Below are 25,806 nucleotides of genomic sequence, written 5' to 3'. Positions count from 1 at the left end.
TGAGCCACACTGCGCCCTTAGAAATAGCCCCATGAATATCAGGCTAGACACCCATGTCAACAAGATCAAAGTCAATAGACACACTACGTGGACTTGCAATTCTCCTCATGTTTCTAGACCACGTACGAATGAATTTTTATCACTGGCCTATCTCAGATCCGATGAATCTGGACACAACGCCCCCTTCATTATTTTTTACAAGACTCATTACTCATCTGTGCGCACCTATCTTTGTTTTTTTGGCTGGGTTATCCGCTTATATTTTTGGTGAAAAACAAAACTCCATCGTAGCCCTCTCACTATTTCTTCTGAAGAGAGGCATATTCCTGATAGCATTGGAGCTCACAGTTTTAAGTTTTGTCTGGAAATTTGATTTTTCATCTCATCTTTTAACTTTACAGGTGATCTGGGCTATAGGCGCAAGCATGATATCATTATCCATCCTTATCTTTTTGCCAAGAATATTGCTAATTTTTTTTGCAGCTACAATTTGCTGCACACATAATATACTTGACGCCTACCAGTTTTCTTCCGAATCCTGGTTTCGTGTGGCGTGGTTGTTTTTGCATGAGCGAGCAACTCTGACGCCGATACCCGGCATTCAGCTCAAGATTTATTATCCTCTTTTACCTTGGATTGGCATAATGATTCTAGGATATGCTGTTGGTCCACTTTTCAAATTCTCCTATGACAAAAAAAGGAGAGTACATATCTTGCTGAGTTTTGGTGGAGGGGCACTGCTTGCCTTTATAGGTCTTCGTCTACTCAATAGTTATGGAGATCATCCCTGGAAAAACGAAGAAACTTTAGCCAAGAGTTTTATGGGATTTATTAACCTGACTAAATACCCTCCTTCGCTGATGTATACCTTACTTACTTTGGGCCTTGCACTAACAAGCCTGGCATGGCTGGAAAAACAGAAGGATTCAGCTTGGATCGGTTTTTTAACCACATACGGTCAAGCCTCCTTGTTTCTTTACATCCTGCACTTGTATTTTCTGAGAACATTGTTCGAGGTTATGGTGTATTTCTTCGATCGACGGCATATTGGTTTTTTGGGGGTTGAGTCGCTAGCCGGCATATGGTTAATATCTATTATCATTACATTCGGGATATATCCTTGCGCAGTTGCTTTTGTCACATTCAAAAACACTCACAAAGAATGGCCATGGCTTAAATATTTTTGACCCCTTTCATGACTTCATCAGCACGATGGAACTCTTTAATGGCGGACTAATTGCTAATCCTGATTTTCTTGAATAGGAGACTTGGGGCTGAAAATACCATCAACAACTGCATCACAATCTAACACAGTAAAAATACTTGGCTGCTGCTAGATTCCGGAGGAACACCAGAAAGCAAAAAAGCGACCCTAAGGTCGCTTTTCTGGTTGCTTCAAGGAGTTCAAGGGCCTTGAAGCTTAATATGGCGCAGCGGACGGGACTCGAACCCGCGACCCCCGGCGTGACAGGCCGGTATTCTAACCGACTGAACTACCGCTGCGCGTAACACTAAGAGAGAGATTGGTGGGTGATGACGGGATCGAACCGCCGACCCTCTGCTTGTAAGGCAGATGCTCTCCCAGCTGAGCTAATCACCCTTCACTCTCGGTGTGGCGCGCATTCTACGGAGCGCCCCATACTCTGGCAAGCACTTTTTTAAATAATTTTTATAATCCTTCCAAAGGCTTAGCGCAGGGTTGGCCCGGACGGCCGAGCAGCGAATAATGCCCTCCTTTGTATGGAAGGAGAGATTCACCTCATGTGGTTCAAAAACCTGCTTATCTATCGCCTGACCCAGGATGTGCCTTTTGACGCCGAGGCGCTGGAAACTGCATTGGCGACCAAGCCGGCCCGCGCCTGTGCCAGCCAGGAGTTGACCACTTACGGTTTCGTCGCACCATTCGGCAAGGGCGAGGACGCGCCATTGGTACACGTCAGCCAGGACTTCCTGCTGATTGCTGCGCGCAAGGAAGAACGCATTCTGCCCGGCAGCGTGGTACGTGATGCATTGAAGGAAAAGGTCGACGAGATCGAAGCCGAACAGATGCGCAAGGTCTACAAGAAAGAGCGTGACCAGCTAAAGGATGAAATCATCCAGGCCTTCCTGCCTCGTGCCTTTATCCGTCGCTCGGCCACTTTCGCCGCCATTGCGCCGAAACAGGGCCTGATTCTGGTCAACGCTTCCAGCCCGAAGCGTGCCGAAGACCTGCTGTCGACCCTGCGTGAAGTGATCGGCTCGTTGCCGGTGCGTCCGCTGACCGTCAAGACCGCGCCAAGCGCAATCATGACCGACTGGGTCAAGACCCAGAAAGCCGCCGACAACTTCTTTGTACTGGACGAATGCGAACTGCGCGACACCCACGAAGATGGTGGCATCGTGCGTTGCAAGCGTCAGGACCTGACCAGCGATGAAATCCAGTTGCACCTGAACACCGGCAAGGTCGTCACCCAGCTCTCGATGGCCTGGCAAGACAAGCTGTCGTTCGTTCTGGACGACAAGCTGGTGGTCAAGCGCCTGAAGTTCGAGGATCTGCTGCAGGATCAGGCCGAACAGGACGGCGGCGACGAAGCCCTGGGCCAGCTGGACGCCAGCTTCACTCTGATGATGCTGACCTTCGGCGAGTTCCTGCCTGAGTTGTTCGAGGCACTGGGCGGAGAGGAAATCCCGCAAGGGATCTGATTCTTCCGGCTGGACTGCAACAGGATGACGCCGCCTATATAGGCGGCGCCTCTTTTTCATGGATACAGGAAAAAGGAACAAGACATGCGGGCATTGGTAGCCTTGAGCCGTTTTGTAGGGAATACGTTTGCGTACTGGGTGCTGTTGTTCGCTATTCTGGCGTTCCTGTTCCCTCAGGTGTTCATCGGTCTTAAAGGCTGGATTGTCCCGTTGCTGGGGCTGGTCATGTTCGGCATGGGCCTGACACTCAAGCTTGAAGACTTCTCTGAGGTGGTGCGTAACCCGTGGCGCGTGGCGCTGGGTGTGGTCGCGCACTTCGTCATCATGCCCGGCGTCGCCTGGCTGTTGTGCCAGATTTTTCATCTGCCACCGGAAATCGCAGTGGGTGTGATTCTGGTGGGTTGCTGCCCGAGCGGCACCTCATCCAATGTCATGGCCTGGCTGGCCAAGGGTGATCTGGCGCTGGCAGTGGCCATCGCAGCCGTCACCACCCTGCTCGCTCCGTTGCTGACGCCCACCCTGATCTGGTTCCTGGCCTCGGCCTGGCTGCCGGTATCCTTCACCGATATGTTCTGGTCGATCCTGCAACTGGTGATGCTGCCGATCTGCCTCGGCGTCGCCGCCCAGCGCCTGCTCGGTGCCCGGGTCAGCCATGCGGTCGACGTACTGCCGCTGGTCTCGGTGGTCAGCATCGTGCTGATCGTCTGTGCCGTGGTGGCCGCCAGCCAGGCGAAGATCGCCGAGTCCGGCCTGCTGATCATGGCGGTGGTGATCCTGCACAACACCTTCGGTTTCCTGCTGGGTTACTTCACAGGCAAGGTATTCAAGCTGCCGCTGCCGCAGCGTAAATCCCTGGCTCTGGAAGTCGGCATGCAGAATTCCGGGCTGGGTGCTGCGCTGGCCAGCGCACACTTCTCGCCACTGGCGGCAGTACCCAGCGCGCTGTTCAGCGTCTGGCACAATATTTCGGGTGCCCTGCTCTCCACTTACTTCCGCAAGATGCCGGAAGAAAACACTCAACAGCCCGCTGACAAACCTGTCGCTCATTAAGGCCAGGCGTTCATCAATGCCCGGACTGTTTCCATAACCGTCCGGGCAACTAGGCTCTGTACGAAATGTTTTCGAGCGAAGGTGAGGCAAGGCAAAAACAGGCGAGGAAGCGGAGTTTACTGGTGTAAATGAGCATTCCGAGCCTGTTTTTAACGCAGCATCACCGAGCGCAGATACATTTCGTACAAAGTCTAACCCCCTTATAAAACAGACCGTTTCCTTGACCCGGATCAAGGCAGCCTGGTTAGTTTTTGTCGGACAAACTATCCAGCGCAAAATAAAAATATAAAAAACGACCTCCCGCCTAAATCCCCAGTAACATGCGCCGACACATGTAACGCGAACTATAACAACCCCACTCTGTCGCGCGCCAAGATTTCACACATCAAGGGAGCTTCACGAAAATGCTCAAAAATGCACCGCTAAGGATAAAACTCTTATTGATTTTGTTGCTTCCCTTATTGGGTTTCCTGATATTGGCCGGCGTATTTGTTTCAAACAATTACAAAACATTGAACGACATGAACAAGACAGTAACGGCCAGTGCTACAGCCCAGAAACTGAGCCGTCTTATCACGACGCTGCAACGCGAGCGTGGCGCCAGCGGCGTGTTCCTGGGCAGTCGCGGCACGACCATGGGCGACCGGCTTATCGAATTGCGCAAGGATTCGAATCTCACTATAGAGGCCGTACGCGAGTTATCTACATCCGGAGCCTCCGAACTCGACCCTGTACTTCGCGCACTCGACAGCGTGATACAAACTCGCACTAACGTCGACAAGCAAGCGATCAACAGCACCGAGTCGGGAGCACGTTATACCCAGGTCATTCAAACACTTATTGGTTATACCCACTCTCTGGAGGCCAGCGTCAATAATGCGACTATTGTTCACGCCCTCAGTGCGCTGAATCAATTCATCGAAATGAAAGAGCGAGCCGGCCGCGAACGTGTCGTACTTGGCCTGGTGTTCAATCAGGATCGTTTCGACGAAAAACTATTGTCGAGCTTCAGCCGTAATCTCGGAGAGTTCATCGCTTATTCCGAGTCATTCAGCCGCAAGGCGCCGACAGACTCCTTGAAGGAGTTCAATGAGAAAATGCAGGCCCCCGCAGCATTGGAAGTCGGCAAGTTGCAGCGTCTGGCATTTGATGTGCCGATGGGGCAAGCACTGGGCATCAAGCCGCAAGCCTGGTTTGAAACCTCTACGCGCCGTATCGACATGATGAGCGATATTGAAGAGGACCTGGGCCAGAGTGTCAGCAAGCTCGCCATGCATGAACGCAATGTCGCCAACCGCGCCCTGTGGCTGACTATCGGTGCTGCCATCGCCGCGCTGCTTGCGGTATCGGCACTGTCGTATCTGATCATTCGCAATATCAACCTGGCGGTCAGTGATGTGAACAAGGTGCTGGACGACCTTGCCGGGCGTGATCTCACTGCAAGAGCGACCTACGAGAGCAAGGACGAGTTCGGCCAGATCTCACGTAACCTCAACCGGATGGCGCAAGAGATCCGAGATATCGTTCAGGAAATCGGCAATGCTACCGCACAGGTAGCGACCGCAGCCGAGGAGTGCTCCACCGTCACCTCAGAAACCAGCCGCAGCATCGAGCAGCAACGCCAGAGCACTGAGCTGGTAGCCACGGCGATCAACGAGATGAGCACAACCGTCAGGGAAGTGGCGCTCAGCACCAGCGATGCAGCGCAAATGTCCCAACAGGTCAACACCAGCACAACGCAAGGCCGTGGTGAAATCGAGAGCACCATCGAACTGATTCGCCAGTTGTCGGGGCAGGCCGAGCAGACAGCTTCCATTATTGGCGACCTGAAACACGAGAGTGACGCGATTTCTTCAGTGCTTGATGTCATTCGCGGGATTGCCGAGCAGACCAACCTGCTGGCCTTGAACGCCGCCATCGAAGCCGCGCGCGCCGGCGACCATGGCCGTGGCTTTGCAGTAGTGGCCTCAGAGGTGCGCACCCTGGCGCAGAAGACTCAGGAATCCACCGGCAGCATTCAGCAGATGATTACCAATCTGCAGACAGGTTCTGACCGGGCGACCACCTCGATGCAGGAAACCCTGGGCAAGGCGCAGTCCGGAGCTCTCAAGGTCGAGCGCGCTGGCGAACTGCTGACGGAAATCGCCGAAGGGGTGACCAGCATCAGCGACCGCAACATTCAGATCGCCTCGGCGGCGGAAGAACAGAGTGCGGTGTCCGAGGATATCAACCGCAACGTCAACGAGATCAACGATCTGGTCATTCAGGTCAGTGCCGGTGCTGAACAGACAGCCATTACCAGCCAGGAACTGGCGCGACTGGCCGAACACCAGCAGCGTCTGGTCAGCCGCTTCAAGGTTGCCTGACACTCGCATGCAAGGGGCGTATCGACCGCCCCTTGCATATCCTCTAGCGCCCAGCCCCTCTCAACGCTTTCACCTGCTCTCGCACATCGGCAGGTTTAGCTGCATCGGCCGCAATCGCAGCGCCTGCAACCAGCACCACTCTCGACCACAGGCGACGAAACAGCTTCTTGTCCGGCGCATAGCTGAAGAAGCTGCCCCACAAACCTTGCAACGCCAGCGGGATCACCGGCACCGGCGTCTCCTCGATCACACGGGTCATGCCGCCCTTGAAGCCACTGATTTCGCCATCGCGGGTCAGTTTGCCTTCCGGGAAGATGCAGACCAGTTCACCGTCCGCAAGGTATTGGGCAATCCGTTTGAACGCCTGCTCGTAGATTTCCAGGTCTTCGTTGCGCCCCGCAATCGGGATGGTACCGGCCGTGCGGAAAATGAAGTTGAGCACCGGCAGGCGATAGATCTTGTAATACATGACAAAACGGATCGGCCGCCGCACGGCGCCACCGATCAGCAACGCATCAACAAAGGACACATGGTTGCAGACCAGCAAGGCCGGGCCTTCTTCAGGGATCAGGTCCAGGTTGCGATGCTCGACGCGGTACATGGAATGGCTGAGCAGCCAGATCATGAAACGCATGGTGAACTCGGGGACGATCTTGAAGATGTAGGCGTTGACCGCGATGTTCATCAGCGAGATCACCAGGAACAACTGCGGGATCGACAGTTTGGCGAAGCTGAGCATCAGGATGGAAACGATGGCCGACACCACCATGAACAGCGCATTGAGAATGTTGTTGGAAGCAATGACCCGCGAGCGCTCCTTCTCCGGGGTTCGGGACTGGATCAGCGCGTACAGCGGCACGATGTAAAAGCCACCGAAAACCCCGATCCCGAGAATATCCAGCAATACCCACCAGGCCTGCCCATAGGAAAGCACGGCCAGCCAGTCGTTGGCCTGCACGTTCTGCGGGAATCCGCCCGAATGCCACCACAGCAACAGGCCAAACACCGTCAGCCCCATGGAGCCGAACGGCACCAGACCAATCTCGACCTTGTGGCCGGACATCCGCTCACAAAGCAACGAGCCCAGAGCAATACCGATGGAGAACACCGTCAGGATCAGTGTGACAACGGTTTCGTCGCCGTACATCCACTCCTTGGCGTAGGCCGGGATCTGTGTCAGGTAAATAGCCCCCACGAACCAGAACCAGGAGTTGCCGACAATCGAGCGCGACACCGCAGGTGTTTGCCCAAGCCCCATGCGCAAGGTAGCCCAGGACTGGGTGAAGATATTCCAGTTCAGCTTCATTTCCGGGGAAGCCGCTGGCGCTTTCGGAATGCCGTAACTGGCCACGAAACCCAGGCATGCCACCAGCACAATGGCGGCAGATACCACGAAGGCGTAATGACTGGAGGACATCATGATCCCGGCGCCGATGGTGCCCGCAAGGATCGCCAGGAAGGTGCCCATTTCCACCAGCCCGTTCCCGCCGACCAACTCGTTCTCACGCAGGTGCTGCGGCAGGATCGAATACTTGACCGGCCCGAACAGTGCCGAATGAGTGCCCATGGCAAACAGCGCCAGCAACATCATCCACAGATGATCAAACAGAAACCCGGCAGCACCGACCACCATGATGCCGATCTCCGCAAGCTTGATAAGCCGGATCAGCGCATCCTTGGGGTACTTCTCGCCAAACTGCCCGGCCAAGGCCGAAAACAGAAAGAACGGCAGGATGAACAACAAGGCGCACAAGTTGACGTAGATCGAACGGTCGCCGTCGATGCTCAGCTTGTAAAGGATGGCGAGAATCAGTGACTGCTTGAAGATATTGTCATTGAACGCCCCAAGGGACTGGGTGATGAAAAACGGCAGAAAGCGCCGTTTTCCGAGCAGGCTGAATTGTGACTGTTGGCTCATCGTCCGTGGTCCTGAATGGCTTGGCTAATTGGAAGTTCTGAATCCAATCCGGAGCACATTGAAGACGTAACGTTGCCGGATGTCGATAGGCCCGCTCCTGCAACCTGGAAATACGTCTCCTGCGACATAACACCACGCTCGACCTTGGTCGAGAAAGACGAATGCCAGGCATCGTGCGAGACTGCCGGTTCGAGATCGATACACTCTGGAAATTCATATGTCGCTGTCCAGCGGGCTGATTGCTGCCGTTGCCCTGACCTACATGGCCATTATGTTTGCCATCGCCTTCTACGGCGACCGGTACAGCGCCTCGCTGCGTCCGACCATGCGCGCCTGGGTCTACAGCCTTTCGCTGGCTGTTTATTGCACAAGCTGGACCTTCTTCGGGGCCGTAGGCCAGGCGGCCGAGCAATTGTGGTCGTTTTTGCCGATCTATCTGGGGCCTATCGTCTTGATGCTGCTGGCACCCTGGGTGCTGCAGAAGATGGTGCTGATCAGCAAGCAGGAAAACATCACTTCGATTGCCGACTTCATTGCCGCGCGCTACGGCAAGTCGCAACCGCTGGCGATCATGGTGACGCTGATCTGCCTGATCGGGATGCTGCCGTACATCGCCCTGCAGCTCAAAGGCATCGTGTTGGGGGTCAATATCCTGATCGGAGCCGGCCCCGACTCAACCGGCACTCGTGCCCAGGACACCGCACTGGTGGTATCGGTGGTTCTGGCGCTGTTCACCATCGTGTTCGGTGCCCGCAATCTCGATGTTACCGAACACCATCGCGGCATGGTGCTGGCGATTGCCTTTGAAGCGCTGGTCAAGCTGCTGGCGTTCATGGCGGTCGGGGTGTTCGTCACCTTTGGCCTGTACGATGGCTTCGATGACCTGTTCAATCAGGCAAAGCTCGCCCCGCGCCTTGAGGAATACTGGAAAGAAACCATCAACTGGCCAGCGATGATTGTGCAGACCGGCGTGGCGATGATGGCGATTGTCTGTCTGCCCAGGCAGTTCCACGTCACGGTGGTCGAGAACATCGAACCCCAGGACCTGCACCTGGCCAAATGGGTGTTCCCCGCTTATCTGGCCCTGGCCGCTCTGTTCGTGGTGCCCATCGCTCTGGCCGGGCAAATGCTGTTGCCAGGTTCCATGCTGCCCGACTCGTTCGTCATCAGCCTGCCGCTGGCCCATGCGCATCCGTCACTGGCGTTGCTGGCGTTTATCGGTGGTGCTTCGGCGGCCACGGGCATGGTGATCGTGGCCAGTGTCGCGCTGTCGACCATGATTTCCAACGACATGCTGCTGCCCTGGCTGTTGCGGCGCAAGAATACCGAGCGGCCTTTCGAGGCGTTCCGCTACTGGATGCTGTCGGTACGCCGCATCAGCATTGTGATGATCCTGCTGCTGGCCTATGTCAGCTATCGCATGCTGGGCTCCACGGCGAGTCTGGCAACCATCGGCCAGATTGCCTTTGCCGCCATCACGCAACTGGCTCCTGCCATGTTTGGTGCGTTGTACTGGAAACAGGCCAACCGCCGAGGCGTATTCGCCGGTCTCGCGGCGGGTATCTTTATCTGGTTCTACACCCTGGTGCTGCCGGTGGTGGCACATGGCATGGACTGGTCGCTGGATAACTTCCCCTTGCTGAGCTGGCTGCACAGCAACCCCCTGGATTTGCCAATCACGCCCATGACCCAGAGCGTCGTGCTGTCAATGCTCGGTAACTGCACGTTGTTCGTCTGGGTATCGATGCTGTCGCGCACCCGTGTTTCGGAGCACTGGCAGGCCGGTCGCTTCATCGGTCAGGAAACCCATGTGCGCCCTGGCAGCCGCCCGTTGCTGGCTGTTCAGGTCGAAGACCTGCTGAGCCTGTCATCACGCTTTGTCGGCGAAGAACGAGCCCGGCAGAGTTTCATCCGTTTCTCCTATCGTCAGGGCAAGAGCTTCAACCCGAACCAGAACGCCAACGGCGAATGGATCGCCCATACCGAACGGCTGCTGGCCGGGGTGCTGGGCACTTCATCGGCAAGAGCCGTGGTCAAGGCGGCCATCGAAGGCCGGGACATGCAGCTTGAAGACGTGGTGCGCATCGCCGACGAAGCGTCGGAAGTGCTGCAATTCAACCGCGCTCTGCTGCAAGGCGCCATCGAGAACATCACCCAGGGCATCAGTGTCGTCGATCAGTCCCTGAGGCTGGTGGCCTGGAATCATCGCTACCTGGAGCTGTTCAATTATCCGGACGGTTTGATCAGCGTCGGACGCCCCATTGCCGACATCATCCGCTACAACGCCGAACGTGGCCTGTGCGGGCCGGGCGAAGCCGAGGTCCACGTTGCACGTCGACTGCACTGGATGCGTCAGGGCCGGGCACACACATCAGAGCGGCTGTTCCCCAATGGCCGGGTTATCGAGCTGATCGGCAACCCGATGCCCGGCGGCGGGTTCGTGATGAGCTTCACCGATATTTCTGCATTCCGCGACGCCGAGCATGCCCTCAAGGGCGCCAATGAAAGCCTTGAACAACGAGTCGCAGAGCGAACCCACGAGCTGTCGCAACTGAACCTGGCACTGACCGAAGCCAAAGGAATAGCCGAGTCCGCCAACGAATCCAAGACTCGCTTTCTCGCCGCCGTCAGCCACGACCTGATGCAACCGCTGAATGCCGCCCGGCTGTTTTCCGCTGCGTTGTCTCATCAGGAAGAAGGCATCTCCAGTGACGCGCAGCAATTGATCCAGCACCTGGACAGTTCGTTGCGCTCTGCCGAAGACCTGATCAGCGACTTGCTGGATATATCGCGTCTGGAAAACGGCAAGATCACGCCTGATCGGCAACCTTTCGCCCTGAATGCGCTGTTCGACACACTGGGCGCAGAGTTCAAGGCGCTGGCTCAGGAGCAGGGTCTGAAGTTTCGGGTCAAGGGCAGCAAACTGCGGGTCGACAGCGACATAAAACTGCTGCGCCGCGTCCTGCAGAACTTCCTGACCAATGCCTTCCGCTATGCCAAAGGCCCGATATTGCTGGGTGTCAGACGTCATGGCGGCAACCTGAGCCTGGAAGTCTGGGACCGCGGCCCTGGCATTCCCGAAGACAAGCAGAAAGTGATTTTCGAGGAATTCAAACGCCTGGACAGCCATCAGACCCACGCTGCAAAAGGCCTGGGGCTTGGTCTGGCGATTGCCGACGGCCTGTGTCGAGTGCTCGATCACCCGTTGCAGGTCAAATCATGGCCGGGCAAAGGCAGCATGTTCAGTGTCACCGTTCCTCTGGCTCAACCACTGGCGTCGGCCCCCCACACACCAACCGAACCCAACCGTTTGGTGATGAACGGCATTCAGGTCCTGTGTGTCGACAATGAAGACAGCATTCTGATCGGCATGAACAGCCTGCTGTCACGCTGGGGCTGCCAGGTGTGGACCGCCCGCAATCGTCAGGAGTGTGAGACCCTGCTCAACGACGGCATTCGCCCGGAACTGGCGCTGGTGGACTATCACCTGGACGAAGGTGAAATCGGTACGGAATTGATGGCCTGGCTGCGTACCCGACTGGGACAACCCGTGCCGGGAGTGCTGATCAGCGCCGATGGTCGCCCGGAGCTGATTGCCCAAGTGCATGCGGCCGGGCTGGATTACCTGCCCAAACCGGTCAAGCCTGCGGCGCTGCGGGCCTTGTTGAGTCGGCATGTGCAACTGAATTGAATACTCGGGAGTAATGCGATCAGTCAAGGTCATGAATAACTTTGTGGGAGGCAGCTTGCTGGCGACTTGAGCGTACAGACGCAGAATATCTGCCGGCTTCCAGGCCTCTTCGCCAGCAAGGCTGCCTCTTGTGCCCTAACTGATAGGCATTAGGCTGTAAGCGAATTCATTCGCGAATGAATTGGCTCCTGCACCGCCGATACGGGAACACATCGATCACCTTGCCGGCCCGAATCTCCGCTTGCAGCCCTTTCCAATACTCGGCGTCGTACAGCTCGCCATGCAGGCTGTCGAACAGGCGGCGCTGTTGCAGGTCGGCAAACAGAAAAGGCGGAAACTCCTCGGGGAATACATCCATCGGGCCAATGGAATACCAGGGCTCGCAGGCCATTTCATCCTCGGGCGTACGCGGCGTCGGAATGCGGCGAAAGTTGGCTTCTGTGAGAAAGCAGATTTCGTCGTAGTCATAGAACACCACACGGCCATGGCGGGTTACGCCAAAGTTCTTGAGCAACATATCGCCGGGAAAAATGTTCGCTGCCGCCAGTTGCTTGATCGCCAGCCCGTAATCATCCAGCACCTCGCGCATCTGTTCGGGGCTGGCCTTTTCCAGATAGAGGTTCAATGGAATCATGCGCCGCTCGGTCCAGCAGTGGCGAATCAACACTCTGTCCCCATCCTCCACCTCAACGGTGGAAGGTGCCACCTGCAACAGCTCGGCCAGGCACTCGGGCTCGAACTTGCTCAAGGGAAAGCGAAAATCGGCAAACTCCTGGGTATCCGCCATGCGCCCTACCCGGTCGACGCTTTTCACCAATCGGTACTTGTCGATTACGGTCATGCGATCAACATTCTTGGAGGGCGAAAACCGGTCCTTGATGATCTTGAACACCGTATTGAAACCCGGCAGCGTGAACACGCTCATGACCATGCCCCGTACTCCGGGGGCCATGATGAAACGGTCGTCGCTACTGGCCAGATGATGAATCAGTGCGCGATAGAACTCGGACTTGCCTTGCTTGTAGAAACCGATGGAGGTGTACAGCTCGGCAATGTGCTTGCCGGGCAGAATACCTTTGAGAAACCCTACGAACGCTGCCGGCACCGGTACGTCGACCATGAAATACGAACGGGTGAAGGAAAAGATGATCGACACCTCAGCCTCATCGGTGATCAGTGTATCGATCAGGACCCCGAGGCCTTCGCGGTGTACCAACGCAATGACCAGCGGCCATTGTTCCTCGCGGGTGTAGACGCGCCCCACCAGATAGGCACCCTTGTTGCGATAGAAGACCGATGAAAACAGTTCGATACACAGCGTTGGATCCTTGCACACCCAATCGGGCAGGTTTTCCCGCAGTCGGGCCTGTATTCGCTGTAGATCTGCGCCAAGATCCGCATAAGGCACCTCAAAGCGGTAATCGGCAAATATGCTCTCGAACATGGCCGCGATATCACCCAGCGGCCGGTAGCTGCGAATCTGCGCCATATGCTCATGAGCCTGTGCCGCAGGCCGTGTGCTATGGATGAACATGCGCTCGTCACTGATCAGGTCATGACTGAACAGGCCGAAGAAAACCGAGTTGAACCAGGTTTCAGACAGCTCATCGTCCAGTCGCGAATCGATCAGCTCGATATAGACGCTTTTGACGTCAGGCCATGCCCTGACGTCCAGAGGCTGGGCACTGGCGATTGCGACAGCCTCCAGGTGCCCGATCACTTCGTTGACTTTCTGCTCATAGAGATTGATCCGCCCTGCCGAAGCGCTCTGGATCAACTGCCATTGCGCACGCTCGAAACGCTCCCGGGCACCGGCGGTTATCTGCCGGAAGTGCTCACGGTAATCATCGAAGCCGTCGAGGATCAGACGGGCAATAGCGATAGCGGACATGGACGAGCCTCATGTCGAGACACTCAAAGCCTAGCCCAGTCACTCAAAAGCCTGACCCTGCCTTGCGTCAATGGCAAAAACCATGGCTGTGTTACACAAGACCATGTCGAGTGCAGCCCGGAACCCATACAGGCTCTGGCACCACTTAACGGGGACATAGCCATAAATCCGCCATCATTTATAAACCTGCGATCCTCGCATCCCGATAACATGATGGCTCGAAGATATTACTCATACCTTCTCCCACTCAAAAAAAACAATCAGGGAGTTTTTACGACACAAGGAGCGGTCAATGTTTATCAGAAACATGCGTATTGGGATCAGAGCCTGTCTCGGCTTTGGATTAGTGGCTGTCTTACTCGCATTTGTAGGAATCTTCTGCCTGGGCAAAATGGCAGAACTGCGCTCAAGTGCAGAAATCATAGAACAGTCCTGGATGCCGGATATCGAGAACATGCACGATGCGGGCGCTGCTATCGCGTCCATTCGTATGGAGTCCCTTCGGCTGATCGCCATGCCGGCACCTGACAGCCAGTTACGCAGCAAGAAAGTCATCAACGACGCCAGAGGCGAACTGTTCACCCGCCTGCAAAGGCAAAAAGCCAAAACCACCAACAGCCAGGAAACCACGTTGCTGGGCGACCTTGAAAGCAGCGCGACACGCTACCTGACACTGGTGGACAAGATCATCGCGCAAATAGACAGTCAGCATTTCGATGACGCCAGGGCGATCCTTACCGACGAACTCACACCTCAGGGCCGCCTACTCGATGCCAGCCTGGAAGCCATGATCGGTTTCAGCCAAAAAGGCGCCGACAATGCTGCCAACGAGGCAGCCGAGCTGTATGACTCCACGAAAACCATCGTGTCCCTGATCATTTCCGTCGCCTTGCTGGGGACCGTGTTGCTGGCATGGCTGCTGACCCGCAGCATCGTCAAACCGATCAGCGAAGCATTGGCTGTTGCGCAGACCATCGCCCAAGGCAACCTGCGCGCCTCGATCCAGATTGAAGGCTCGGATGAGCCGGCACAGTTGCTGAAGGCATTGTCGGCCATGCAGACCAACCTGCGCTCGACCATCCAGAGCATCAGCGAGTCATCATCACAACTGGCCTCGGCAGCCGAAGAGATGAGTTCGGTCATGGAGCAGAGCACACGCGGCCTGCAGGCACAGAATGATGAGATCGAACTGGCGGCCACTGCGGTCAACCAGATGAGCGCTGCGGTGGATGAAGTGGCCAGCAACGCCGTATCGACCTCACAAGCGTCCAAGGCCTCGGATGCCGACAGCCAGCATGGTCATCGTCAGGTTGCCGAAACCATCGAGTCCATCGAAGGGCTGGTCACCGAAGTGCTGGGCGCATCGGAACAGGCACAGGAACTGGCGACACAAGCGCAGGACATCACCAAGGTACTGGAAGTCATCAGGGGCATCGCCGACCAGACCAACCTGCTGGCACTCAACGCCGCCATCGAAGCCGCACGAGCCGGTGAAGCCGGTCGGGGGTTTGCAGTAGTCGCCGATGAGGTGCGCTCGCTGGCCAAACGCACTCAGGACTCGACGCAGGAAATCGAGCAGATGATCAGCAGCATTCAGAACGGCACCCATCAGACAGTCGGAGCCATGCAGAACAGCGCACAACAGGCCGGACAAACCCTCAAGCGTGCCAGCAGCGCAGGTCAGGCCCTTGAGAAGATCACGGCGGCCATTTCTGAAATCAACCAGCGCAATCTGGTGATCGCCAGCGCGGCTGAACAGCAGTCGCTGGTAGCGCGGGAAGTGGATCGCAGCCTGGTGAGCATTCGTGACCTGTCTACACAAACCGCCGCAGGAGCGACCCAGACCTCGGCAGCCAGCCATGAACTGTCACGCCTGGCCATTGGCCTGAATGGACTGGTAGCGCGCTTCGCGTTGTAACAAGCAACCCCGGTAGGAGCGAATTCATTCGCGACCCGTCTCGCGAATGAATTCTCCTACCGATAAGGCATTCGGCTTATCCGAACAGCCATTTCCATAGCAAGACTGCCACCACCACCGCCAGCACCGGGCGCATGACGCGGTAGGCCTTGGGGTTCTGGCGTTTGAACTGTTTGACCTTGCCGCTGAAGCTGTCGCTGAAACGCTTGCTGAAGGCATAAGCCCGGTTGATGCCGCCTACGCGCTCGTCATCAAGATTCTGCGGCGCGGTGGCGCGGCCAAGGAAGGCGCTGACACTGCGGTTGATACGGGTCATGAAGCCATTGGTCAGCGGGCGTTCCACGTCACAGAACAGGATCACGCGCGTGGTCTGTGTTTCGTTCTTGACCCAGTGTACGTAGGTTTCATCGAACATCACGTCTTCACCGTCACGCCAGGAATACTCCTGACCATCGACGAAAATCCGGCAGGCATCGGAGTTGGGCGTGGACAGGCCCAGGTGATAACGCAATGAGCCGGCAAACGGATCACGGTGCGGATTGAGATGACTGTCGCCCGGCAGCAGCGCAAACATTGCGCCTTTGACATTCGGAATGCTGTTGACCAGGGCCACGGTTTTCGGACAAAGGGTTTCGGCAGACGGCAGCGCCTTGTCGTACCACTTCAAATAGAAACGCTTCCAGCCTTTCTTGAAGAACGAACCGAAACCGGCGTCGTTGTTCTTCTCGGCCGCCCGGATATAGCCCTCATCGAACAGATGCATGGCTTCATCGCGAATGGTCTCCCAGTTGTCCTTGAGGATATCGAGCTCAGGAAACTTGCTGCGGTCCAGATACGGCTTGGACGGCACGCGGGAAAACAGGTACATCAAGGTGTTATAAGGAGCAAAAAGCGCCGAATGGTTCACGAACTGACGCAACAGAGGCAATCGCGCCTTGCCACGTAAATGCACATACAGCGTGCTGCACAGAAACAGCATCAGGATCGATGCCTTGGCAGCAAATGAAAGGGTCATGAAACTCTCCTAGTAACGGACAGGTAGCTGAACTGCCGTCATGTCAGGGGGCGCTCAGTAGCCGGGCATCATAAACACTTGTCGACTCAGTACAAAGTCGACAAGGCAAAGATACGTTTACTGTTGCAATTCCTGCTCGGTGAACAGATCACTGAACAGCATGCTCGACAGATAACGCTCGCCGGAGTCTGGCAGAATCACGACGATCGTCTTGCCCTGCATCTCGGGCTTTTCCGCCAGACGCACCGCAGCTGCCATGGCCGCACCGCAGGAAATGCCGCACAGAATGCCCTCTTCCTGCATCAGCCGCCGCGCCATGGCCTTGGCTTCCTCATCGCTGACCCGCTCGACCCGATCAATGAGCGACAGGTCCAGGTTGCCGGGAATGAAACCGGCGCCAATACCCTGAATCTTGTGCGGGCTGGGCTTGATCTCTTCGCCAGCCAGCGCCTGGGTGATGATCGGCGATACATCCGGCTCGACCGCGACAGACTGGATAGGCTTGCCCTGAGTGTTCTTGATGTAACGGGAAATACCGGTGATCGTACCGCCCGTCCCCACGCCTGCCACCAGCACATCAATGGCGCCTTCGGTGTCTTCCCAGATTTCAGGACCGGTGGTCTTTTCATGGATTGCCGGGTTGGCCGGGTTATCGAACTGCGCCGGCATGAAGTATTTCTCGGAATCGCTGGCCAGAAGCTCTTCGGCCTTGGCGATAGCCCCTTTCATGCCCTTGGCCGGCTCGGTCAGCACCAGTTCTGCTCCCAGCGCCTTGAGCACCTTGCGGCGCTCGATACTCATGGATGCCGGCATGGTCAGCGTCAGTTTGTAGCCACGGGCAGCGGCAACGAACGCCAGGCCGATCCCGGTATTGCCCGATGTGGGCTCAATGATGGTCATGCCGGGCTTGAGCTTACCGCTGCTTTCAGCGTCCCAGATCATGTTGGCGCCAATCCGACACTTCACCGAATAGCCCGGATTGCGCCCTTCGATCTTGGCCAGAATCGTTACACCCCGCGGCGCGATACGGTTGATCTGCACCAGGGGCGTATTACCGATTGAATGGGCGTTATCAGCATAAATACGGCTCATGATCGTGTCCTTGTACGCATGCGTTAAAAACTCAAAGCCTATGCTTACCGCCAGTGCGCGTCCAGTTACACCGAACGGATGCAAGCCTTGGGAGTCAACCATTCAACAAATCCAGAGGCTCAGGCCATGAAACCTCGCTACCGCTGGCTGCTATGGATACTGGCCACTGTTGTCGTATTGCTGGTCGTCATCAATGCCGCCCTGCCCTATATGGTGCGTAACTACCTCAATGAAAAACTTGCGGACATGGGCGATTACCGTGGCCAGATCGCCGATGTAGACATCGCCCTGTGGCGCGGAGCCTACAAGATCAACGGGCTGAATATCGTCAAGGTGGATGGCAAAGTCCCGGTTCCGTTCGTCAAGGTGCCGGTCATCGACCTCGCAGTGAGCTGGCATGCCCTCTGGTATAACCATGCGGTGGTGGCCAGGATGGTGTTCATCGAACCGGAGCTGAACTTTGTCGACGGCGGCAATGACAAGCAGGCTTCGCAGACAGGTCAGGGCACGGACTGGCGCACGCAACTGAATAAACTGCTCCCCATCACACTCGATGAGGTCCGCATCGAGAGTGCCCGCATCACCTTCAACAACTTCACTTCCAGCCCCAAGGTCAAAATCGAGGCCGACAGGATCAATGCCAGCCTCTATAACCTGACCAACGTGGTCGATGTCGAGGGCAAGCGCGACGCACGTTTTGAAGGCAAGGGCCGGTTGCTGGGCAGTGCCGCCGTAGAAGCCACCGCCACCTTCGATCCGCTGAGCGACTTTCAGGATTTCGATTTTCGTCTGCGCGCTACAGGCATCCATCTGCGGCGGCTCAATGACTTTGCATCGGCCTACGGCAAGTTCGACTTCAACGCAGGCAATGGCGACCTTGTGATCGAGGCCCAGGCCACCAACGGCCAGCTCAGTGGCTATATCAAGCCGCTGCTGCGCAATGTCGATGTCTTCAACTGGCAACAGGATGTGGAGAACCAGAACAAGGGGTTCTTTCGTTCGATCTGGGAAGCGCTGGTGGGTGGCGGCACAACCGCTCTGAAAAACCAGCGACAGAATCAGTTCGCCACCCGGGTCGACCTCAGTGGCAGTGTGCGCCAGCAGGACATCAGTGGCTTCCAGGCCTTTATACAGGTGCTGCGCAATGCCTTTGTCCAGGCCTTCAACACACGCTACGAGAGCAATGAAGGCTCCTGAGCCCGCCCCGACCCTGGGAGCACAATCCTTCATTCAATGACTGAATGAGGCATCTGCGTTCACAGTCGGCGATCCTGCGCGCTATAGTCGTCACATTCCTTGCACCCATTGAGCCGCGCCAGCCAGAGGCTGCGCGTCACGTTAGAGGATTCACCGATGAAGTTCGAAGGTACCCACGCATACGTCGCCACCGACGACCTCAAGCTTGCAGTCAACGCTGCCATCACTCTGGAGCGACCGCTGCTGGTCAAGGGTGAACCCGGTACGGGCAAGACCATGCTGGCCGAACAACTGGCCGAGTCCTTCGGTGCCCGGCTGATTACCTGGCACATCAAATCCACCACCAAAGCCCATCAGGGCCTGTACGAATACGATGCGGTCAGCCGTCTGCGGGACTCGCAACTGGGTGTCGACAAGGTTCACGACGTACGCAATTACCTGAAGAAGGGCAAGCTCTGGGAAGCCTTCGAGTCCGAGGAGCGGGTGATCCTGCTGATCGACGAAATCGACAAGGCCGATATCGAATTCCCCAACGACCTGCTGCAAGAACTCGACAAGATGGAGTTCTACGTTTACGAGATCGACGAAACCATCAAGGCCAGAAAACGCCCGATCATCATCATTACCTCCAACAACGAGAAAGAACTGCCGGATGCGTTCCTGCGCCGCTGTTTCTTCCACTACATCGCCTTTCCGGATCGCGCCACCCTGCAAAAGATCGTCGATGTGCATTACCCCGACATCAAGAAGGATCTGGTCAGCGAAGCGCTGGATGTATTTTTCGATGTTCGCAAAGTGCCGGGCCTGAAGAAAAAACCTTCGACCTCAGAGCTGGTGGACTGGCTGAAGCTGCTGATGGCCGACAATATCGGCGAGGCAGTGCTGCGTGAACGCGACCCGACCAAGGCAATCCCGCCGCTGGCTGGCGCACTGGTCAAGAACGAGCAGGACGTGCAGTTGCTGGAGCGCCTGGCATTCATGAGCCGTCGCGGTAATCGCTGACCGTCTTTATCCACCCTGCCACGAAAAAGGGCGACAGCCATGCTGCTCAACCTGTTCAACGAAATGCGTGCGGCAAAAGTGCCGGTGTCATTGCGTGAATTGCTGGACCTGATCAACGCGCTGAAACAACGGGTCGTCTTCGCCGATATCGATGAGTTCTACTTTCTGGCGCGCACCATCCTGGTCAAGGACGAACGCCATTTCGACAAGTTCGACCGGGCGTTCGGCGCCTATTTCAACGGCCTGGAAAACCTCGACGATCACTTGCAGGCCCTGATCCCGGAGGACTGGCTGCGCAAGGAATTCGAGCGTTCACTGACTGAGGAAGAGCGCGCCCAGATCCAGTCTCTGGGCGGTCTGGACAAGCTGATCGAAGAGTTCAAGAAGCGCCTGGAAGAGCAAAAGGAACGCCACGCTGGGGGCAATAAATGGATCGGCACCGGCGGAACCAGCCCGTTCGGCTCGGGAGGCTATAACCCCGAAGGCATCCGCGTCGGTGAGGCCGGTGAGCGCAGAGGCAAGGCGGTCAAGGTCTGGGATCAGCGCGAGTACAAGAACCTCGACGATCAGGTGGAACTGGGCACACGCAACATCAAGGTCGCCTTGCGCCGCCTGCGCAAGTTCGCCCGTCAGGGCGCTGCCGATGAGCTGGATATCGACGGCACCATCGACCATACCGCTCGCGATGCAGGACTTTTGAATATCCAGATGCGCCCTGAACGGCGCAATACCATCAAGCTGCTGCTGTTATTCGATATCGGCGGCTCGATGGATGCCCATGTGAAAGTCTGCGAAGAACTGTTCTCGGCCTGTAAAACCGAGTTCAAGCACATGGAATATTTCTACTTTCATAATTTCATTTATGAATCGGTCTGGAAGAACAACCTGCGCCGTGGCTCGGAACGCACCTCAACCCAGGACCTGCTGCACAAGTACGGCGCCGACTACAAAGTGATCTTCATCGGCGATGCCGCCATGGCGCCCTATGAAATCACCCAGCCGGGTGGCAGTGTCGAACACTGGAACGAAGAGGCAGGCTATGTGTGGATGCAGCGCTTCATGGCCAAATTCAAGAAGATCGTCTGGATCAATCCCTATCCCAGAAATGCCTGGGACTACACATCTTCCACTCACATCATCCGTGATCTGATCGAAGACCAGATGTATCCCCTGACCTTGCGCGGCCTGGAAGAAAGCATGCGCTACCTGGCCAAATAAACCCTCTTTGCCTTTCGTCAAAGCCAGTCATCGACTGGCTTGTCGAAGGCGACCAATAACAGCGCCCTTTCAGCCTGCCAGACTAGCCTTGTCAATGCGGCACCCACCAGCAGTCATCACAACCACTCAGTTGTATTCCTGACTACTCCTTCGGCTAAAACGCCGTCGTCGAGACTTCGTGGGTTCCCCATGACCACTACACTGGGCATCATGCAGCCCTATTTCTTTCCCTACCTCGGTTACTTTCAACTTATCGCCTCGGTCGAACAGGGAATCCTCTTCGATATCGTCAAATACAAACGCAAGAGCTGGATGAATCGAAATCGAATGCTGGATGCCAAGGGTGGCTGGCAATACATAACCGTCCCCGTGAAAACCAGCGACGGCATGTTGATCAAGGACACAATGGTCATCGATCACGCCAGCACATTGAAACGCATCCGCGGTCAGCTTGAGCACTACCATGGCAAGGCCCCCTTCTTTCAACAGACCTTGCAACTGATCGACCTGACATTGAACCCCGCCCGCTCAAACAGCATTGGCGACCTGAATGCCTTATCCATGAAAGTCGTATGCGACTACCTCGGCATGGAGTTCAACTGGACACCCTGTTCAGAAATGCAACTGGAATTGCCCGCCATTGAACATCCCGGCCAATGGGCACTGGAAATCAGCAGCCTGCTGGGCGCCCGACGCTACATCAACGCTCCCGGCGGACGCGAAATATTCATCCCCCGTGAATGGCACGAGCGGGAAATAGAACTGCGATTCCTGCAGCCCTCGGTACTGAGATACCCAACCGGCCCCTACACCTTCGTAGAGAATCTCTCCATCCTGGATGTACTGATGTGGAACGAGCCAGGGGCTATCACGGAGTACATAAGGTACAACACGGAGTGTGTGGTTTAAGAGCAGGCCTCATGTTTATTTATCAACACCGTGTTGACAACGATTCTTACCAGTGATTACGTCCTGACGATCAGTTGATAAACAACTGTCTGTCAGACGCTCTCAGTGCGTCTGCCTTAACTCTTTTTTGATATTTACAGCCTTATAGGCTGGGGACTTTAACGCCTCGACAATAGCGGCTGTGCGATATAAGGAATTTGTAAAATGGATATTTTCAAGAAAAAGGCCTTGATCATGGCACTGGTTTTTTCGGGGTTTAATATGAACCCGGCAAATGCCATGACAGATTCAAGCACGCCTGCAACCGCGCAAGTTATTGAGTTACCGGACAAACTCAATACGATCATTGATAGCCTCGCCAATGACGCTGACGTCAAGCATTACTCATTCACGGCAATTCGAGGACAAAGGGTACTGATCAACCAGATCGACCCGGAAAACTCGCCCTGGCTGCTCGAATACAAAGAAAGTGACACATGGAAAACCAAACATGGCGATGACGCTTATGCAACGCCAAATATGAATCCCGGGCAACAAGTCCAGCTAAGGGTGTCGAAAAAATCGCACCGTAACATTAAAAAAGATGAGCGCTACAAAATACTGTTCGGCTCGGCACCTCGCCTTGCCGACACAGAGGTGACCGGTGATGTCGAGCACTTCAATACACAATTTGGCAAACACAGGGCCTATCGAGTCTTGAACTGGCAAACGCGGGTTGTCGATTATAAGGGGCACCCACTTGAGGGAGTGCGGCTCACGCTTGAGCTAAATATAAATCAAGACCCAAATTCAAAACATAAATTATCTCAAGGCATCAGTAACAAGAGCGGCTTTTTCAGAACATCGCTCTCACTACCCGAATGTCAGGGGAGAGATAGAACCGAACCTTTCTGGCTATGGCAATACGGCTTCAGGACAAAATGGCAGTTGACCTATAACACAGGCTACTGGTTCGCTTACCCCGACAGCCATGAAGATGGCGGTGCAGGCAGTAAAACCGGGATCAAGACTCCGTTCGTACATATCTGCACCCAAAAAATAATCCGCTGAGAGTGATTGGCTTAACCGCTAACGGGTCTGTAGCCCGTTAGCCTTAAATCAGCTCTCTATTTCCTCTGGCACAAGATATCGCGCGTAAGGTGCATCCCACCCCTCCACCGTAAAATCCACCAGACTGAAAACCATCCGAACATATTGGCGAGCCATTTCCCTAAAGTCTTCGTCTTCATTCAATAGTTTTGTAAAAACACTGTCCACTTCTTCATGGGGCTTTCCAGATACAGAAGCCGGCTTGAATTCTCCCTTTTCATTTATCGAAAAGTTCAAGTCCTGTTCGTTAAAAGCTACCCCCGAAGCTTTTAGCTTTTCCTTGACTCCCTCAACAGCATCATTGATGTTCTTCGATAGCGACTCAGCCGCATAGACCCTGGCGTTAATTTTTGCTTGCTCATAGCTATCTCTAAGGGTCCAGCACTTGAAATAAGTACCCCCCGTATCAGAAACCCTGTTGCTGCTGACCATACTTGACTCATGGTAAATTGCAGCCGGTGGTGGACTATTGAATTCCTCCTGGCAAGCCGCCTCTGTTATTTCATCCAGCGTGCCGTCCTGCCTGGCTTTATCGTAGGCAATTTTCAATGCTTCCCTGTAGCTAAGGTGCTGCTCGACGGTCAAAGTAATATTCATGGGCATGGCCTCTTCTTGCTGTTGTCATCCCTGTCTATGACGGCTGACAACAGAAAAATCCGACCTGACTTCAAAGCATGAAAAGTCTGAGCACGTTGAGTGAAATTAACTACAAGCCCGCATAAAAAACCGGCTGTTCAGCTTAACCTGGGGAACACACTCAACTGACTGGCATTACACAGTAGGAGCGACCGGGGTAATGCCGATCAACGCCACTCCCTGTTCAACTTTGGCTTGCGCCGACCACCCGTCACCACCCAGCCCAACAGCAGGAAGAAACTTTCGATCAGCAGCGCCAGTAACAATGCCGAGATGATGCCCCAGGCAATGACTTCAGGCGCCAGCAGCACTTGCCAGGTGTAGCCATTGAAGGTTTCGCGGCGGATATCGGCATCGGCGGAGGTTGCTACATACAAGGCTCTGGAATACCACGCGCCCTGCAAGCCTAGCCATTGGCGCTCAAGCACGTGGGTGCGGGTCAACAATGTGCTGATAGTGTCGGCATCGCTGCGAAACACCGGGTCTTCGCTGTTGCGATAATGCTGGATCAACGCCTGAATATCGCCCTTGAAGAACTGCTGCGCGGTCGCGTTGTAACCCTTGATGGCTTGTTGAGCCTCGATCAGATGCGCTTCGACTCGCTTGCTGTAGTCACTGATGAAACCCGGAACCTGAACCCCTACCAGCAGGCCAGTCGTGAACAAGACCAATCGCAGATAACTTCGCAGCATTTAGATCCCTCTTGTTGGTTGGGCAAGCTTCATACCGGAGTATCGGTTGAACCCTGGGTCACGCATTCGCCTTTGCGCCACAAGCTCCACTGGCCCGGCTCATAGCGATTCCAGATTTCGTTCTCGGTCAACGGCTCGGTGGCAATTACAGTGACCACGTCATGGGGCGTGGTTTCTGCCTGAAAGTCGACGATCATGTCGACATCCTTCAAGCGGGCCGGACCAAAGGGCGCACGACGGGTAATCTGTACCAGTTTGGTACTGCAGAAACAAAACAACCAGTCGCCATCACTGAGCAGGCAGTTGAAAACGCCTTTGCCACGGTATTCGGAACACGCCTGAATCAGGGACGGCAGTATCTGTTCGATTTCCACCGGCTCCGGGAAAGCTTCGCGAACCCGGTTGAGCAGATCGCAGAACGCCGCCTCGCTGTCGGTATCGCCCACAGGACGATAAAAGGTAGCACGCGGGCTGAAATCGGCCAGTTGGCCGTTATGGGCAAAGCACCAGTTGCGTCCCCAAAGCTCGCGCACGAAGGGATGGGTGTTGGAGAGGCAGACCTTGCCGACATTGGCCTGACGGATATGGCCAATGACCACTTCGCTCTTGATGGGGTAACGCTGTACCAACTGGGCGACTTCAGATTCGCTGCTGGCCGCCGGGTCCTGAAACAGGCGCAGGCCGCGTCCTTCATAGAAAGCGATCCCCCAGCCATCGCGATGCGGACCGGTGCGCCCGCCCCTCTGCATCAGCCCGGTAAAGCTGAAAACGATATCGGTCGGGACATTGGCGCTCATGCCCAGTAGTTCACACATGCTCAGGTTCTCGCTTCAATACGTGCTGCACGCTTGCCAACGAAGCGGGTTCTTACAAACGAGGTTCGACTCGCCCACGACTCACGGTGCTGGCTGGCGCTGCTGGCCGACGACCGTAGCGGTCGTCACTGGCAAAGGGCTCGTCATCGGCCTCTTCAGGCTCAGCCACCGGTTGTCTTGACTCACGGGCCTTGCGGTTTTTCTCGACAGGCCAGCGCACCAGTACGAAGACCAGATAGGCAACGAAGGCAAACATGCCATAGGTGGACAGATCGATGAGCGCGCTCCAGACGTTGCTGCCGACCTTGAACAGCAGGTCCAGCGCAGTAACGGCCACGGCAGGCGCGAATAATTCCTTGGCAGGATCGACGATGGTCGGCGTGAACAGCAGCACTGCGCCAATCACCCGCAGCGGCTCTTTCAGGTAGCGCCACATCCAGCGGGTCATCAGAAACCACACCAGCAGGCAGCCCAATGCTGCGAATGCATAGAGGCCCCAGGCGATCAGATAGTCGTTCTCGGTCATGACGTCCGTGGTAAGGCAAGTAAATAGGCGCTTATGATAACGACTTTTCACTGGCCCGGCTCGCCCGGCTTCAGTAATAGGTGCGCCATACTTGCAGCC

The 25,806-nt window shown here is 55.7% G+C and carries 19 protein-coding genes and 2 tRNA genes; 11 read left to right on the top strand and 10 right to left on the bottom strand.

What is annotated here, in order from left to right; translation table 11 throughout:
* Positions 1-53: 53 nt before the first annotated feature.
* The gene (locus ACODS3_RS10710; protein WP_489034180.1) at positions 54-1,187 is read left to right on the top strand and encodes an acetyltransferase domain-containing protein; all 1,134 of its coding nucleotides are present in this window, start codon (positions 54-56) and stop codon (positions 1,185-1,187) included.
* A 239-nt stretch (positions 1,188-1,426) separates the two neighbouring features.
* Here the strand turns inward: ACODS3_RS10710 and ACODS3_RS10705 are convergent.
* Together ACODS3_RS10705 and ACODS3_RS10700 are read right to left on the bottom strand one after the other, a co-directional pair.
* Positions 1,427-1,503 (bottom strand) — tRNA-Asp (locus tag ACODS3_RS10705).
* A gap of 21 nt (positions 1,504-1,524) precedes the next feature.
* Positions 1,525-1,600 (bottom strand) — tRNA-Val (locus ACODS3_RS10700).
* A 161-nt stretch (positions 1,601-1,761) separates the two neighbouring features.
* On the opposite strand from ACODS3_RS10700, the gene rdgC reads away from it, so the two are divergent.
* The 3 genes from rdgC to ACODS3_RS10685 all read left to right on the top strand — a co-directional run bounded on the left by rdgC (position 1,762) and on the right by ACODS3_RS10685 (position 6,098).
* Entirely contained in the window at positions 1,762-2,682 is a 921-nt protein-coding gene (gene rdgC / locus ACODS3_RS10695) for a recombination-associated protein RdgC (RefSeq protein ID WP_489034178.1), read from the top strand.
* 84 nt (positions 2,683-2,766) lie between these two features.
* A complete protein-coding gene (locus ACODS3_RS10690) occupies positions 2,767-3,732 on the top strand; it encodes a bile acid:sodium symporter family protein (RefSeq protein ID WP_122320655.1) in 966 nt (321 codons plus the stop codon).
* A 404-nt stretch (positions 3,733-4,136) separates the two neighbouring features.
* Positions 4,137-6,098: a methyl-accepting chemotaxis protein gene (locus tag ACODS3_RS10685; protein WP_201019319.1), complete on the top strand. Its 1,962-nt coding sequence runs from the start codon at positions 4,137-4,139 to the stop codon at positions 6,096-6,098.
* A 43-nt stretch (positions 6,099-6,141) separates the two neighbouring features.
* On the opposite strand, the gene ACODS3_RS10680 is transcribed toward ACODS3_RS10685, so the two are convergent.
* Positions 6,142-8,016, bottom strand: coding sequence for an MFS transporter (locus ACODS3_RS10680; protein ID WP_201019320.1), 1,875 nt, complete (start codon positions 8,014-8,016; stop codon positions 6,142-6,144).
* A 217-nt stretch (positions 8,017-8,233) separates the two neighbouring features.
* On the opposite strand from ACODS3_RS10680, the gene ACODS3_RS10675 reads away from it, so the two are divergent.
* On the top strand, positions 8,234-11,707 hold the full coding sequence (locus ACODS3_RS10675) for a hybrid sensor histidine kinase/response regulator (RefSeq protein WP_489034175.1): 3,474 nt from the start codon (positions 8,234-8,236) through the stop codon (positions 11,705-11,707).
* 166 nt (positions 11,708-11,873) lie between these two features.
* Here ACODS3_RS10675 and aceK read toward each other — a convergent pair whose 3' ends face one another.
* On the bottom strand, positions 11,874-13,598 hold the full coding sequence (gene aceK / locus ACODS3_RS10670; RefSeq protein ID WP_489034174.1) for a bifunctional isocitrate dehydrogenase kinase/phosphatase: 1,725 nt from the start codon (positions 13,596-13,598) through the stop codon (positions 11,874-11,876).
* Between the two features lie 292 nt (positions 13,599-13,890).
* Here aceK and ACODS3_RS10665 point away from each other — a divergent pair, with 292 nt between their 5' ends.
* Positions 13,891-15,516 (top strand): methyl-accepting chemotaxis protein, encoded by a 1,626-nt coding sequence (locus ACODS3_RS10665; protein ID WP_489034172.1) that lies wholly within the window; start codon positions 13,891-13,893, stop codon positions 15,514-15,516.
* 76 nt (positions 15,517-15,592) lie between these two features.
* Here the strand turns inward: ACODS3_RS10665 and ACODS3_RS10660 are convergent, their stop codons facing one another.
* Positions 15,593-16,531, bottom strand: coding sequence for an aspartyl/asparaginyl beta-hydroxylase domain-containing protein (locus ACODS3_RS10660; protein ID WP_201019324.1), 939 nt, complete (start codon positions 16,529-16,531; stop codon positions 15,593-15,595).
* Positions 16,532-16,648: 117 nt separating this feature from the next.
* Complete coding sequence (gene cysK / locus ACODS3_RS10655; RefSeq protein ID WP_489034170.1) at positions 16,649-17,623, bottom strand: cysteine synthase A; 975 nt, start codon at positions 17,621-17,623, stop codon at positions 16,649-16,651.
* 126 nt (positions 17,624-17,749) lie between these two features.
* On the opposite strand from cysK, the gene ACODS3_RS10650 reads away from it, so the two are divergent.
* The 5 genes from ACODS3_RS10650 (at position 17,750) to ACODS3_RS10630 (ending at position 22,999) form a co-directional block, all read left to right on the top strand.
* Positions 17,750-18,820 (top strand): DUF748 domain-containing protein, encoded by a 1,071-nt coding sequence (locus tag ACODS3_RS10650; RefSeq protein ID WP_489034168.1) that lies wholly within the window; start codon positions 17,750-17,752, stop codon positions 18,818-18,820.
* 156 nt (positions 18,821-18,976) lie between these two features.
* Positions 18,977-19,822 carry an AAA family ATPase gene (locus ACODS3_RS10645; protein ID WP_304574470.1) on the top strand — a complete coding sequence of 282 codons (846 nt, stop codon included), beginning with the start codon at positions 18,977-18,979 and terminating at the stop codon, positions 19,820-19,822.
* A gap of 39 nt (positions 19,823-19,861) precedes the next feature.
* Entirely contained in the window at positions 19,862-21,040 is a 1,179-nt protein-coding gene (locus ACODS3_RS10640; protein ID WP_201019327.1) for a vWA domain-containing protein, read from the top strand.
* 189 nt (positions 21,041-21,229) lie between these two features.
* Positions 21,230-21,949: a WbqC family protein gene (locus tag ACODS3_RS10635; RefSeq protein WP_304574469.1), complete on the top strand. Its 720-nt coding sequence runs from the start codon at positions 21,230-21,232 to the stop codon at positions 21,947-21,949.
* Between the two features lie 204 nt (positions 21,950-22,153).
* Positions 22,154-22,999: a hypothetical protein gene (locus ACODS3_RS10630; protein ID WP_304574468.1), complete on the top strand. Its 846-nt coding sequence runs from the start codon at positions 22,154-22,156 to the stop codon at positions 22,997-22,999.
* A gap of 48 nt (positions 23,000-23,047) precedes the next feature.
* On the opposite strand, the gene ACODS3_RS10625 is transcribed toward ACODS3_RS10630, so the two are convergent.
* From ACODS3_RS10625 to ACODS3_RS10610, 4 genes are all read right to left on the bottom strand, one after another.
* On the bottom strand, positions 23,048-23,635 hold the full coding sequence (locus tag ACODS3_RS10625; protein ID WP_489034165.1) for a hypothetical protein: 588 nt from the start codon (positions 23,633-23,635) through the stop codon (positions 23,048-23,050).
* Positions 23,636-23,841: 206 nt separating this feature from the next.
* Positions 23,842-24,366 carry a DUF2937 family protein gene (locus ACODS3_RS10620; RefSeq protein WP_201019331.1) on the bottom strand — a complete coding sequence of 175 codons (525 nt, stop codon included), beginning with the start codon at positions 24,364-24,366 and terminating at the stop codon, positions 23,842-23,844.
* Positions 24,367-24,395: 29 nt separating this feature from the next.
* A complete protein-coding gene (locus ACODS3_RS10615) occupies positions 24,396-25,181 on the bottom strand; it encodes a class II glutamine amidotransferase (protein WP_201019332.1) in 786 nt (261 codons plus the stop codon).
* 52 nt (positions 25,182-25,233) lie between these two features.
* Positions 25,234-25,707, bottom strand: coding sequence for an MFS transporter (locus tag ACODS3_RS10610; RefSeq protein WP_201019333.1), 474 nt, complete (start codon positions 25,705-25,707; stop codon positions 25,234-25,236).
* Positions 25,708-25,806: the final 99 nt, after the last annotated feature.

This window comes from Pseudomonas sp. FG43 (assembly GCF_057809175.1).
This window is presented reverse-complemented; position numbering and strand designations above follow the sequence as displayed.